We start from the raw sequence: 12,268 nt of genomic DNA on the forward strand, positions 1-12,268 counted from the left end.
GCCGCCCGGCAATGTCTTTCAGCGGGGATCAGTTCTCCGGGCGGGTTTTGCTTTTCTGCAGGGTCTCTTTCAACTGCCCAATCAGCTCGCGACGAAAATCGCCGAGCCGCGGTTTATCATCGGCGATCCACGGCAGTGGGCGGCACAGCTCCATTGCCTTGATCCCGAGACGGGCGGTCAGCAGTCCGGCGCCGATGCCCTGCGCGGCGCGCGCCGACAGCCGGGCCGCCAGATCCTGCGACATCCAGTCCATCCCCACCTCGCGCACCAGTTCGCTGGCGCCAGCGAAAGCGATATTCAGCAACACCAGGCGAAACAGTCGCAGACGGCTGTAATACCCGAGCTCAATGCCGTACAACGTGGCAATTCGATTGATCAGCCGCAGGTTACGCCAGGCGATAAACGCCATATCCACCAGCGCCAGCGGGCTGACGGCAATCATCAGCGTCGACTCCGCCGCCGAACGGCTGATTTCCCGCCGCGCCTGGGCATCCAGCACCGGCTGCACCAGCTGCGCATAAAGGCTCACCACTTCCCGGTCGCTTTGCGTTTCGTGGATCGCGGCATACCAGCGCTGCAGCGCCGGATGCGACTGATCCAGACCCGCCTGCTGCGCCAGCTTCTCACAAAACGCTTTCGCTTTACCGACCGCGTGACTGTGCAGCATATCGCGCGCTTCATCGCGTTCGTGGGCGCGCTGGCGCAGTCGCCACAGACGGCGCCACTCGGTAGCTACCGATCCGACGCCGGCGCCGACGATCAGCGCCCCGGCGACGCAGCCGCCCAGCGCAATCCAGTCCTGGGTCTGCCAGGCGTTGGCCGTCCACTGCACGCCTTGCGCCACGACGCTGACGCCGAAGATCGCCAGTCCGGCGCTGACCATCCGCCGCCACAGGCTGCGTTTGGGTCGCAGGACCGACTCCACCACCGCTTCCGCCGCCCCCTCTTCCTCTTCGCCGGTCACCAGCCGCGCTGGCGCGAAGTTGTCCGCCTCGAGGCGGTCGAAGGCGCGGGCGCTTTTCAGCGGCGGTATTTTTTCCGCTTGCAGCGGGCCATCAAAATCAATCCGCGGTTTTAAGGGTTCGCTCATCGCAGTTTATCTCCAATCAAAAATTCCAGCGCCGCGTCGAGGCGAATGTGCGGCAAAGGCCGATCGACATCCATGACCTGCGGACGAAAGTTTTCAAACTGAAATCCCTGCTGCTGCCAGAAGGCCTGGCCCGGCAGGCGCGCGGGTACCTCGCCAGGATAGATGGTCAACGGCTGGCCGTCGCTCAGCCGATCGCCGCGCAGGGCGGGAATTTTCTCGCCATTCACCTCAATCAACCCACTCTGGGTCGCCTGAATGGACGCCAGCCCCAGGCAATCCATACTGATCCCCTCAAAGGCGGCGTTCTGCCACGCATCCTGAATCAACTGCTGCAGGAGCGACACCATATTGCTGTGCTGATCGACCGTGACGTGATCGGCTTTGGTGGCGGCAAACAGCAGCTTGTCGATGACCGGCGAAAACAACCGGCGGAACAAGGTGCGCTGCCCGTAATGGAAACTTTGCATCAGCTGGGTCAATGCCAGGCGCATATCGTTAAAGGCCTGCGGCCCGCTGTTGAGCGGCTGCAGACAGTCCACCAGCACAATCTGCCGGTCGAAGCGCAGGAAGTGCTCTTTGTAGAACCCCTTCACCACCCTTTCGCAATAGTATTTGTAGCGTTCGCGCAGCATGCCGGCGTTGCTGTGTTTGTCCGCCTGCGCCAGCTTGGCTTCGCCGACGGCATCGACGTCAGGCCATGGGAAAAACTGCAGCGCCGGCGCGCCCGCCATTTCACCGGGCAGGACAAAGCGCCCGGGCTGGATAAAGTGCAGCCCTTCACGCTTACAGGCGTGCAGATAGTCCGTCCAGGCGGCGGCGATATCTGCCAGACGGGCCTCGTCGGCAGGGGCCAGCGGATCCAGCCCGGCGCACAGCTGCCGCCAGCGGGCCGACCACTCCGCACGCTGTCCCTGCAGGAGTCCGGTCATCTGTCGTGACCAGCTCAGATAATCCTGTGCCAGCATCGGCAGATCGAGCAGCCACTCGCCTGGATAGTCGACGATCTCCAGATACAGCGTGGAGGTGTCTTTAAAATGGCGCAGCAGGGAGTCATTCGAACGGTAGCGCAGCGCGAGACGGATCTCGCTCACCCCGCGCGTCGGGGTTGGCCACATAGGAGGCTGGCCGTACAGCTGGGCCAGCCCTTCGTCGTAGGTGAATCGGGGAATGCCAAAGTCCCGCTGCGGCACGCGCTTGACGCCGAGCAGCCGCTCTTCGCGTGCGGCGCTCAGCAGCGGCAGGCGGGCGCCGGTGTGGATATTCAACAGTTGATTGACCAGCGCGGTGATAAACGCCGTTTTACCGCTCCGGCTCAGGCCAGTCACCGCCAGACGTAAATGCCGGTCAACCCCGCGGTTGACCAGCGCATTCAATTCAGTTTTCAGTCGCTTCATCGCCAGTCCGTTATGCCCTGAAGGTGGTTCTCGTTATCATAAGCTATCTGGTGAGGATAAGCAGGGCAACGTTCATCCCTGGGGGATTTCCTCACGGCGGCATTATTTCATCCCGCGCGTGACGCGGTTGGCCAGCCGGCTGAGCAGCGGCTCCAGCGCCACCGCCAGCAGCATTTTCAGCGGCCGACGCGCGACCGATTTGACCGCCCAGCCGGCAACGCCCGCCGGGCCATAACGCAGCGCGGTCAGCAGCGCCAGCTTACCGACGATTTTCAGACCGGGCTTTACCTGCTGCCCGGCGCGTTGCCATTTGCTATTCATGCGTTGCCTCACTCGTTAAAAACAGGATTTACAGCTGGCGAAAGCGGCTGCGCAGCGTAAAGGTGTCGGAGGTCACATACCGCTCCATTTCACGCAGACGCTGTTCACCGGAGGCCAGCTCAGCATCCACGGCGGCCAGCAGATCGCCATTGCTCGGCGCTTTGTGGCCGTACAGCTCGCTGTCCGGCATCGGATCCAGAGCAAAAGTCAAAATGATGTAGGCCACCAGGACAAAGAAAAAGAGGCCGAAAATCATCGCCAGCACGGTAATCAGTCGCACCAGCTTCACCGGGACATCAAGATGCTGAGCAATGCCCACGCAGACGCCCTTCACCATCCCGCGCTGCGGGATACGCCACAGTTTTTTATTCAGATCCAGTCCGGCCATTATTTGTCTCTCCAGTTCGGATGTTCGGCATCCAGGATCGCTTCCAGCGCCTGAATGCGTTCGCGCATCCGCTTCGCGTCATCGGTCAACTGCAGCAGCCGTTGCTGCTCATTTTGCGTCAGACTGCCGTTGGCGCCGCGATTGTTATAATGCAGCCACAGCCAAACCGGCAGAACAAACAGCACAAACAGCGTCAGCGGAATGGCGAGAAAAAGCATGCTCATGTGTACTCCTTACAGGGGGTGAGCCGCGGCGCAACGCCGCGCCGCGCAATCGTACTTACTGGTTCGACTGGTTCATTTTGGCTTTCAACGCCGCCAGTTGATCGCTGATTTCGTCGTCTGCTTTCAGTTCGGCAAACTGCTGATCCAGCGTCTGCTGCTTGCCAAAGCGGTGGCTCTCCGCTTCCGCTTCCATCTGATCGATGCGGCGCTCAAACGATTCAAAGCGGGCCATCGCCTCATCCAGTTTACCGCTGTCCAGCTGGCGACGCACATCGCGGGACGAACTCGCCGCCTGATGGCGCAGCGCCAGCGCCTGCTGACGGGCGCGGGTTTCGCTGAGTTTGTTCTCGAGCTCGCCAATCTCTTTTTTCATGCGCGCCAGCGTTTCATCCACCAGCTGCACTTCGTGGTCCAGCTGAGCAATCAGGTCGGTCAGCTTCTGTTTTTCGATCAGCGCCGCCCGGGCCAGATCCTCTTTCTCTTTACGCAGCGCCAGCTCGGCTTTTTCCTGCCATTCCGCCTGTTGGGCGACCGCCTGCTCAATACGACGGGACAGCTGTTTCTTTTCCGCCAGCGCGCGGGCCGACGTCGAACGCACCTCCACCAGCGTGTCTTCCATCTCCTGGATCATCAGACGCACCAGCTTTTGCGGGTCCTCCGCTTTCTCCAGCAGGGAGTTGATGTTGGCGTTCACGATGTCGGCAAAACGAGAAAAAATACCCATAATTTCAATCCTCATAGTTCTGGTTTCAGGTATTCACCTGTGGCTTAGCTAATACAAATGGCGTGCCAACTTTTTATCTTATTGATTTTAAACAGAGTGGTTGCGAATTGTGCAAGGCGTTGCTACAGTCACCTGGTTAATCACACTACTTAATGGCGAAATTCATCATGGCGCAGTACAAGGATAATCTGCTGGGCGAGGCCAACAGCTTTCTCGAGGTGCTGGAACAGGTTTCCCGGCTGGCCCCGCTGGATAAACCGGTGCTGGTCATCGGCGAGCGCGGTACCGGGAAAGAGCTTATCGCTAACCGTCTGCACTACCTCTCCAGCCGCTGGCAGGGGCCGTTTATCTCGCTGAACTGCGCGGCGCTGAACGACAATCTGCTCGACTCGGAGCTGTTCGGCCACGAAGCCGGGGCCTTCACCGGGGCCAGCAAGCGCCATCCCGGGCGCTTCGAACGCGCCGACGGCGGGACGCTGTTTCTCGATGAGCTGGCGACGGCGCCGATGCTGGTGCAGGAGAAGCTATTAAGAGTCATTGAATATGGCGAGCTGGAGCGCGTAGGCGGTAGCCAGCCGCTGCAGGTTAACGTCCGGCTGGTGTGCGCCACCAACGCCGATCTGCCGCAAATGGTAGAGGAAGGCCATTTTCGCGCCGACCTGCTCGACCGTCTGGCCTTCGACGTGGTACAGCTCCCCCCGCTGCGTGAACGGCAGAGCGACATCATGCTGCTCGCCAACCAGTTTGCCATTCAGATGTGCCGCGAACTTGGCCTGCCGCTGTTTCCCGGCTTTAGCGAGCGGGCGACCGCAACGCTGCTCGGCTACCGCTGGCCGGGCAATATTCGCGAACTGAAGAATGTCGTCGAGCGCTCGGTGTATCGCCACGGCGACAGCGAGCATGAGCTGGACGCGATTATCCTTAATCCTTTCCGCCAGACTACCTCACCCACGCCGGAAGCCGCGTCCGGCGAAGAGCTGCCCGCCCTGCCGCTGGATTTGCGCGATTTTCAGCTGCAGCAGGAAAAACGCCTGCTGCAGCGGAGTCTGGAGCAGGCGAAGTATCATCAGAAGCAGGCGGCGGAGCTGCTGGGGTTGACCTATCACCAGCTCCGCGCGCTACTGAAAAAGCATCAGCTGTGAGAGGTGCGCGGCAGCAGCAGCGCGCTCACCGCCATCGCGCCCAGGCATAAGACGGCGTTGAACCACAGGGCATACTGGGCGGCATGGGCCATGCACAGCGGTAAAAACAGCGCAAAAAGTGACGCCGTCACGGCAATGCCCATTGCCCCGCCCAGCGAGCTGCCCATCTTGTAGATCCCCGAGGCGACGCCGATTTTGTTCTCCGGCGCGTTGGCCACCGCCGTATCCGTTGACGGCGTGGCGTAGCAGCCCAGCCCGAGACCAAACAGCACATTGCTGGCGAACACCACCCCGATATACAGCGCCTTATCGAGAAAAGTGCAGGATATCAGGCCGATGGCAATGGCGGTCAGCACCGGCCCGGCCATCATCGGCAGCCGGGCGCCATAGCGCTGCAGCAGCTTCTCGCCGACCCGGATCATCGCCAGGACGGTCACCAGATAGCCGAGGGTCATCATCCCGCTCTCCAGCGGCGTCAGGTGGTGCCCCTGCTGCAGCCAGATGCTGGCGATCATCATGGTGCCAATCGCCCCATTGAGCAGAAAGTTCGACAGCACTGCCGCGCCGTAGGCCCGGTTACGAAACAGCGCAAAATCAATCAGCGCCGCCTCGCCTTTGCGCATGCCGTTGCGGATAAATACCGCCCCCGCCGCCAGCGCCCCGACCAGCATGGTCAACGACAGCGGACTGCTCCATCCCCAGCCATGGCCCTTGCTGATAAACAAATTCACCAGCACCAGCGCGGCAATCAGGCTCAGCAGACCGCCGACGTCCAGCTTATGCTGGCTGGCGCTGGCGCTGCGGCTCTCCGGCGTGCCGCGCAGCAAAAACAGCGCCAGCAGGGCGACGGCGATGGAGAAGACGAAGATCCAGCGCCAGCCGAGCCCGGTGGCGATGGCCCCGCCAACGAAGGAACAGAGACCGCTGCCGCCCCACGAGCCGATGACCCAGAAGCTGACCGCCCGCTGACGCGCACGCCCCTCATACCAGGTCTTAATCAGCGCCAGCGTCGCCGGCATAATGCACGCCGCCGACAGCCCCTGTAGCACCCGGCCGGCCAGGAACAGCCCCGGTCCCTGAGCGACCACCAGCATGGCGCTGCCGACGATGCTCAGCCCCAGTCCGAGGGTGGTCATCCGCATCCGGCCAAACTTGTCCGCCAGGCCGCCGCTGGCGACCACGAAACAGCCGCTGAACAGCGCGCTGAGACTGACGGCCAGGGTTAAGGTTTCAAGGGAGATATCAAGACTGCTTTTCATCGCCGGCACCACGTTAATCACCGACTGGGCAAACAGCCAGAAGGTTAAAACGCTTAGCACAATCCCCACCAGCAGGCGATCGCTGCCGACAAAGGGGGGGTCGCTCACGGTGACAGTGCTCATCGCATGGCCCTCCTGTTTCCGGTGATTAACGCAGATAGTGTTCCGCCAGACCGCACCACAGCGCCGCCCCGGTCAGCAACAGCGCGTCGTTGAAGTCATAGCCCGGGTTATGGACCATGCAGCGATCCGGCTCATCGCCGGCGCCGATGGTGAAATAGCTGCCATGCGGGTGCTGCTCCAGCATGAAGGCAAAATCTTCACTGCCCATAAACGGCTTCACCTCGCCCACCTGCTCTGCGCCAAACAGCGATGTCGCCACCTCCCGCACCATCGCGTTGGCCGCCGGATCGTTACGCAATACCGGGCTGCCGTTGACGTGCGTCAGCGTGGCCGTGGCGTTGAAGCTCTCCGCCTGAGCCATGGCGATATCATGGATCCGCTGCAGCACGGTCTCGCGCACCTGCTCATTGAGGGTGCGCACCGTGAGCTTCATCAGCACGTGATCGTTAATGATATTGGGCGCGTGTCCGGCCTGGATGCTGCCGACGGTCACCACCGCCGGTTCGAACGGGGTGATATTGCGCGAGACGATCGACTGCAGCGCGAGGGTGATATGGCAGGCGACCAGCGTGGCATCCACGGTATGCTCCGGTACCGCGCCGTGGCCGCCAACGCCTTTCACCTCAATATGCAGCGTATCGGAGGAGGCCATCATCGCCCCGTCGCGCAGGCCGATCTTGCCCAGCGGCTGACCCGGCATATTGTGCAGGCCAAAGATGGCATCGCAGGGGAACTGGTCAAACAGACCGTCCTCGACCATCACTCGCCCGCCGTACAGCAACTCTTCCGCGGGCTGGAAAATCAGCTGCAGCGTCCCGGTAAACTGGCGGGTGCGCGCCAGATATTCTGCCGCGTAGAGCAGCGTGGTGGTGTGCCCGTCATGGCCGCAGCCGTGGAATCGCCCCTCGACCTGGCTTGCCCACGGCTTCCCGCTCCGCTCCTGCATCGGCAGGGCATCCATATCCGCCCGCAGGCCGAGGCGTTTTTTCCCGTGGCCGACGCGCAGCGTGCCCACCACTCCGGTGCCCGCCAGGCCGCGGTGAACCTCGTATCCCCACTCGCCAAGCAGTCGGGCGACCTCGCTGCTGGTCTGATGCTCTTCAAAGCCGATCTCCGGCTGCTGGTGGAACTGGCGACGCAGGGCAATAAATTGCGCCTCGTTGACCTGCAAGGCTTCAAGCAACGGATGTGTCATTTTTGTTATTCCTGTGTTGTGTTTGCACGACACTTTCGAGTTTATGCGGGTGAAACAGCTTTCAGGTGCGCTTTTTTGTTTTATATTGACGAGAAATCAATGACTGTTTTTCATACATATCAGTTATGGCAAAAAATAACGGGTTGTTTTTTGTCTGCGGAGGAGTGTTACGTGGAGCAGCATTCAGGGGACTTTAGCGTTGCCGTGCGCGATGTCCGTCAGTTGAACCAGCCGGAAAGCGATCTGCTGACGCTGCTGTGGGTGCTGGAGGGGTCTGTGACGCTGACGGAGGCCGACGCTGCGCAGCCGCTCGCCGCCGACGGGCTGGCGATCGTTAACCGCAATCGTCGCTGGAACCTGCGCGGCGACGGGGCCAATGCGGTGATGTTCCTGACCCTTTCCGCCAGCTGGTTGACCCGCATTGACAGCGCTTTTTTTGCCGTCGATTACCAGATAACGCCGCGCACCCGGGATGCGGAGGACGGCCTGCGCCGCCTGATGCGCCAGCTGCTGGTGAGCGGCCTCGTCAATCATCCTGGCCATTACCGGCTGGAGGCCAATCGCTGGCTGAGTGAGATAGCGCTCCTGCTGGCCACGCGCTTCAGCCAGCCCATCGCCTCCACGCCACGCCGTGGGGCGGAGAACTGGAGCCGGCGAATCGCCAGCGTGGTGGCGCGGATCGACGCCAACTATCAGCGCCGCCTCTCGTTACAGGAGGTGGCGGCAGCGGAATTTGTCTCCGAGGCCTGGCTGTCACGCTTATTTCACAAAGAGGTCGGGGTGAGTTTTGTTCAATACCTCACCGCGCTGCGCCTGCGCCACGCCGCCGAACAGTTGTTGACCACCCGCAAACCCGCCCAGCAAATCGCCCGCGAACAGGGGTTCGCCAGTACCCGTATGATGAGCGATCTGTTTAAGCGCCAGCACGGCGTGACGCCGCGCCAGTATCGTGAACAGCATCCCCGGGAGATTGCCCGGCCGCGTCCGCCGCAGGCCGACCGCTGGCAGCCGGTCGCTGTCGACCGGCTCTATGCTCGCCTCAATGAACCGGAACCACGCGACCGGGAAAGTCCCCCGCTGCCGATCAATCCGCCGCAGACCCGGGAGATCAACCTGCAGGAACGCCCGGCGCGCGCCGCCGTGCTGCGCCATACCCGGATGGTGGTGACCGTGCGCGAGCTGGACGATCTGCTGCGGGAGGATGTGCGCCGGGAACTGGAGCAGTTGCACCGCGCCCTGCCGGTGTATGCCATCGATATCAACGATCCCTTTCTCAGCAGCCGGCTGTTCGGCACCGGCTGGGACGATCCGCAGATGGCCGGCTACGCCTGCTGGTATAACCTGCAGCAGATTTTTAGCTGGCTGGCGGCGATGGGCTGGAACGTGATCCTTCACACCGGCGTCACCACCCGCAGCGACCTGCTGCAGCGGTTTCTGCTGCTCGCCGCCAACCATTTTCCGCCGGCCACGCTCAACAGCTGGCGCTTTGTCTGGCACTGGTCGCCGCAGGCCAGCGAAGCGGCCCGCCAGGCGGCCTGGCGCCAGCAGCGCGAGGTTCTTCACCGCCTGCTGCCGCAGCCGCAGCTGGGGATCTGGCACCGCTTTGCACCCAGCGATCCCGGGAACGATCCGCTGTTTCACTCACCGCTGCTGGCGGAGGCGGATTTTCTCGCCTGCCAGGCAGATGCCAACGAACAGCTGGATCTGGCGCAGGCAGACAGCAGCCGCCTGGCGTCCAGCGAACATTATCCGCTGCACAAGTTGCGGCAGATCCACAGCGCCCTGCGCCAGCGACAGCTTAACCTGCCGCTGTGGCTGCTCTCCTGGAATACCCTGACCGGCGATACGCGGGATACCAACGGCCGCTTTTTTCGCGGCGCGCTGTTGATGGATAATCTGCTGGGGGTGGCGGACCAGGTCTGGCTGGCGGGCTTCTGGTTAAATTCAGGCCTCCAGGGCGAAGCCCGTGCTAACGGGAAGCTCGATACCTCCAGCCTGGCGCTGCACTATCTGCATGGCCTGCCTCGCCCGGTTTACTGGGTACTGTGGCTCTGGCGGCGGCTACGCGGCGAGATCCTGTTTCAGGATAAAAACCTGCTGTTGCTTCACCACCAGGGGCACTACCAGCTGCTGCTGCGCAATACGGTGGTCTACAATCCCTGGCTCTCCAGCGAAGCGGCTTTTATCCAGCGCTTCAGCCAGCCCTACAGCGTGCGGCTGCAGGGACTGGAGGGCGGCTGGCGCGTCAAACAGCACCTGTTCGATCAGCATCATGGCGCGTTATTCCCGCTGGTCGACGCCTTTCGCAGCCGCAGCGGCCCTGACGCCGAGGATTACCAGTGGCTGATGCATCAGGCCCGTCCGGCGCTCAGCGTGGAAGATGCCCGGCTCGACGGACACTGGCTGCGGGTCGACTCGCTGGAGAGCAATGCTCTGGCGCTGTACGAATTTACGCCTCAGCGCTCACCAGGCGAGGATCCCGCCCCCGCAAGCAAACCGTGAATTTTCCGCTGACTTTCCGTCGTTGCCGGATTAAAGACCAGTAGCGAAAGATCGGGGCGGCCTTCCACGGCAAAAGAGGTGAACTCCAGATCGAGCGGGCCCATCTGCGGGTGGTGAATGCGCTTATAGCCTTCTCCGTGGCCGGCGACGTCATGGCTTTGCCAGAAACGGGCGAACTCAACGCTCTGCTGCGTGAGTTCAGCGATCAACTGGTCAGTTTCCGCCGTCGCCCCCATCCGGGTGACGTCGGCGCGAAAAGCGTTGACGATAAGCTGCCCCACCGTCTGCCAGTCTTCCAGCGTGCTGCGGGCTTCAGGTCGGGTAAACAGGCGGCGCAGTACGTTGCGCTCCGCCAGCGGAAGCTGGCTGTAGTCGGTTAGCACCCTGGCCGCCGCCGCGTTCCAGGCGATGACGTCCCAGCTGGCGGTGCGGATAATCGCCGGAATGGTGAAAGCATCAAGCACCCGCTGCAGCCGCGGCGTCATATCATCTGTCACCGTCAGACGCGTCTGCGGCGGATGGCCAAAGGCGAGAATAAACAGATGCTCGCGCTCCGGGGTGGTCAGCCGCAGACCGCAGGCGATCCGCTCCAGCACCTCGCGGGAGGGCGCCCCGCCGCGCCCCTGTTCAAGCCAGGTATACCAGGTCGGGCTGATACTGGCGAGCTGCGCGACCTCTTCGCGGCGCAGCCCCGGCGTGCGTCGACGTCCCGCAGGGAAGCCAAACGTCACCGGATCGAGACGCTGGCGCCGGGCGCGGAGAAAATCGCCTAAAGCATGGTTGTCAGAAGTGTTCATCATCTGCCTGTGGGATCTGCCTGTTAGAATTTATACCCCGATAATGTCTCTACTTTTATAGTATGGCATCGCGGGTAGGATACGCCTGAAACCCGTTCAGGAGATCCATGATGCGTATATTTCTTACCGGCGCGAGCGGCTTTATCGGCTCACGTATTCTTCCGGCGCTACAGGCGTCGGGCCATCAGGTTATCGGCCTCGCGCGCAGCGACACCGCAGCGCAGACCCTGAAGGCGCATGGCGTCGAGGTGCACCGCGGCACGCTGGACGCCCCGGAGTCGCTACTGGCAGGCGTCGAGGGCGCTGACGCCGTGATCCATACCGCTTTCGACCACGACTTCAGCCGCTTTGCCGCCAACTGTGAAAAAGACCGCCAGGCGATCCTGACCATGGGTCGGGCGCTGCAAGGTAGCCCGCGGCCACTGATCATCACCTCCGGCACGTTGATGGGCGACGACGGGAGCGGCATCCCGGCCCGGGAGTCGTGCTTTAACGCAGGGCACCCCAGCCCACGCACCGCCTCTGAGCTTGCCGGCCAGCAGTTGCTGGAAGCGGGAGTGGATGTCCGGGTGGTCCGCCTGCCGCAGGTGCATGACACCGTGCGTCAGGGGCTACTGACCAGCTACATCGAACGCGCGGTCGCCAACGGGGCGGTGGCCCTGCGCGGCGAGGGAAGCAATCGCTGGTCCGCCGCCCATGTCGATGACGTCGCGCGACTGTACGTTAGCGCCCTGCTGCAGGGCGCGGCCGGTGAGCGCTATCATGCGGTGGACGAAGAGGGGATCGCATTGCGGGATATTGCTGCGCTCATTGCTCAGGGATTAAACCTGCCGCTGACCCACCTGGATGAGTCGCAGGTCGACGCCTGGTTCGGCTGGTTTGCGCCATTTACCGCTCTCGATCTGCGCGCCAGCTCCGCATGGACCCGTGAGCGATTGCAGTGGCAGCCGGTTGGCCCCGGGCTGCTGGAGGACCTGCGGAACATGGATTACCAAAAAGTGACGTTGTCACCATAAGCAGGCACGGCCCCTGCTTATTTCCTGACGGGCTCGCCCGCTGCCCGTCAGCCCCTCTGCTCTCTCCCCGCTATACTGAATACATCTCCCCGG

Annotated in this window: 12 protein-coding genes; 3 read left to right on the forward strand and 9 right to left on the reverse strand. The window is 62.3% G+C overall.

Annotated features, from left to right (window positions below; all coding sequences use genetic code 11):
* Positions 1 to 28: 28 nt before the first annotated feature.
* From CWM57_RS04910 to pspA, 6 genes are all read right to left on the reverse strand, one after another.
* A complete protein-coding gene (locus tag CWM57_RS04910) occupies positions 29 to 1,090 on the reverse strand; it encodes a TIGR01620 family protein (protein WP_100675704.1) in 1,062 nt (353 codons plus the stop codon).
* Positions 1,087 to 2,484, reverse strand: a complete 1,398-nt coding sequence (locus CWM57_RS04915; protein ID WP_023297458.1) for a YcjX family protein — start codon at positions 2,482 to 2,484, stop codon at positions 1,087 to 1,089. The genes CWM57_RS04910 and CWM57_RS04915 overlap by 4 nt, the downstream gene beginning before the upstream one ends.
* A 102-nt stretch (positions 2,485 to 2,586) precedes the next feature.
* The gene (gene pspD / locus CWM57_RS04920) at positions 2,587 to 2,805 is read right to left on the reverse strand and encodes a phage shock protein PspD (RefSeq protein WP_002901915.1); all 219 of its coding nucleotides are present in this window, start codon (positions 2,803 to 2,805) and stop codon (positions 2,587 to 2,589) included.
* Positions 2,806 to 2,833: 28 nt separating this feature from the next.
* Positions 2,834 to 3,193, reverse strand: coding sequence for an envelope stress response membrane protein PspC (pspC, locus tag CWM57_RS04925; RefSeq protein WP_100675705.1), 360 nt, complete (start codon positions 3,191 to 3,193; stop codon positions 2,834 to 2,836).
* Positions 3,193 to 3,417: an envelope stress response membrane protein PspB gene (gene pspB, locus CWM57_RS04930; RefSeq protein WP_002901911.1), complete on the reverse strand. Its 225-nt coding sequence runs from the start codon at positions 3,415 to 3,417 to the stop codon at positions 3,193 to 3,195. Before pspB ends, pspC begins: the two co-directional genes overlap by 1 nt.
* Positions 3,418 to 3,472: 55 nt before the next feature.
* Positions 3,473 to 4,141 (reverse strand): phage shock protein PspA, encoded by a 669-nt coding sequence (pspA, locus tag CWM57_RS04935; protein WP_061154884.1) that lies wholly within the window; start codon positions 4,139 to 4,141, stop codon positions 3,473 to 3,475.
* 152 nt (positions 4,142 to 4,293) lie between these two features.
* On the opposite strand from pspA, the gene pspF reads away from it, so the two are divergent.
* A complete protein-coding gene (gene pspF, locus CWM57_RS04940) occupies positions 4,294 to 5,283 on the forward strand; it encodes a phage shock protein operon transcriptional activator (RefSeq protein ID WP_165784139.1) in 990 nt (329 codons plus the stop codon).
* Here pspF and CWM57_RS04945 read toward each other — a convergent pair.
* Both CWM57_RS04945 and CWM57_RS04950 read right to left on the reverse strand, forming a co-directional pair.
* Positions 5,274 to 6,665: an MFS transporter gene (locus tag CWM57_RS04945; protein ID WP_100675706.1), complete on the reverse strand. Its 1,392-nt coding sequence runs from the start codon at positions 6,663 to 6,665 to the stop codon at positions 5,274 to 5,276. The genes pspF and CWM57_RS04945 overlap by 10 nt on opposite strands.
* Positions 6,666 to 6,690: 25 nt before the next feature.
* Entirely contained in the window at positions 6,691 to 7,860 is a 1,170-nt protein-coding gene (locus CWM57_RS04950; protein WP_074386093.1) for a M20 aminoacylase family protein, read from the reverse strand.
* Between the two features lie 171 nt (positions 7,861 to 8,031).
* Between CWM57_RS04950 and CWM57_RS04955 the strand changes: the two genes are divergently transcribed.
* On the forward strand, positions 8,032 to 10,362 hold the full coding sequence (locus CWM57_RS04955) for a helix-turn-helix domain-containing protein (protein ID WP_074386094.1): 2,331 nt from the start codon (positions 8,032 to 8,034) through the stop codon (positions 10,360 to 10,362).
* Here the strand turns inward: CWM57_RS04955 and CWM57_RS04960 are convergent.
* Entirely contained in the window at positions 10,317 to 11,159 is an 843-nt protein-coding gene (locus CWM57_RS04960; protein ID WP_061154887.1) for a helix-turn-helix transcriptional regulator, read from the reverse strand. The two genes, CWM57_RS04955 and CWM57_RS04960, sit on opposite strands and share 46 nt — an antisense overlap.
* Before the next feature lie 107 nt (positions 11,160 to 11,266).
* Here CWM57_RS04960 and CWM57_RS04965 point away from each other — a divergent pair, with 107 nt between their 5' ends.
* Positions 11,267 to 12,175, forward strand: a complete 909-nt coding sequence (locus CWM57_RS04965; protein ID WP_165784140.1) for an SDR family oxidoreductase — start codon at positions 11,267 to 11,269, stop codon at positions 12,173 to 12,175.
* The last annotated feature ends 93 nt before the right edge of the window (positions 12,176 to 12,268 follow it).

Origin of the sequence: Klebsiella sp. G-Nf4, from assembly GCF_002810615.1 — a bacterium.
GTDB classification, from domain to species: domain Bacteria; phylum Pseudomonadota; class Gammaproteobacteria; order Enterobacterales; family Enterobacteriaceae; genus Klebsiella; species Klebsiella variicola.

Excerpts from the sequence above, each read along its gene's own strand:
- pspB (WP_002901911.1), bottom strand. The coding sequence starts at position 3,417 with ATGAGCATGCTTTTTCTCGCCATTCCGCTGACGCTGTTTGTGCTGTTT.
- CWM57_RS04915 (WP_023297458.1), bottom strand. The coding sequence starts at position 2,484 with ATGAAGCGACTGAAAACTGAATTGAATGCGCTGGTCAACCGCGGGGTT.
- CWM57_RS04965 (WP_165784140.1), top strand. The coding sequence starts at position 11,267 with ATGATGCGTATATTTCTTACCGGCGCGAGCGGCTTTATCGGCTCACGT.
- pspA (WP_061154884.1), bottom strand. The coding sequence starts at position 4,141 with ATGGGTATTTTTTCTCGTTTTGCCGACATCGTGAACGCCAACATCAAC.
- CWM57_RS04910 (WP_100675704.1), bottom strand. The coding sequence starts at position 1,090 with ATGAGCGAACCCTTAAAACCGCGGATTGATTTTGATGGCCCGCTGCAA.
- CWM57_RS04960 (WP_061154887.1), bottom strand. The coding sequence starts at position 11,159 with ATGAACACTTCTGACAACCATGCTTTAGGCGATTTTCTCCGCGCCCGG.
- pspD (WP_002901915.1), bottom strand. The coding sequence starts at position 2,805 with ATGAATAGCAAATGGCAACGCGCCGGGCAGCAGGTAAAGCCCGGTCTG.
- CWM57_RS04950 (WP_074386093.1), bottom strand. The coding sequence starts at position 7,860 with ATGACACATCCGTTGCTTGAAGCCTTGCAGGTCAACGAGGCGCAATTT.
- pspF (WP_165784139.1), top strand. The coding sequence starts at position 4,294 with ATGGCGAAATTCATCATGGCGCAGTACAAGGATAATCTGCTGGGCGAG.
- CWM57_RS04945 (WP_100675706.1), bottom strand. The coding sequence starts at position 6,665 with ATGAGCACTGTCACCGTGAGCGACCCCCCCTTTGTCGGCAGCGATCGC.
- pspC (WP_100675705.1), bottom strand. The coding sequence starts at position 3,193 with ATGGCCGGACTGGATCTGAATAAAAAACTGTGGCGTATCCCGCAGCGC.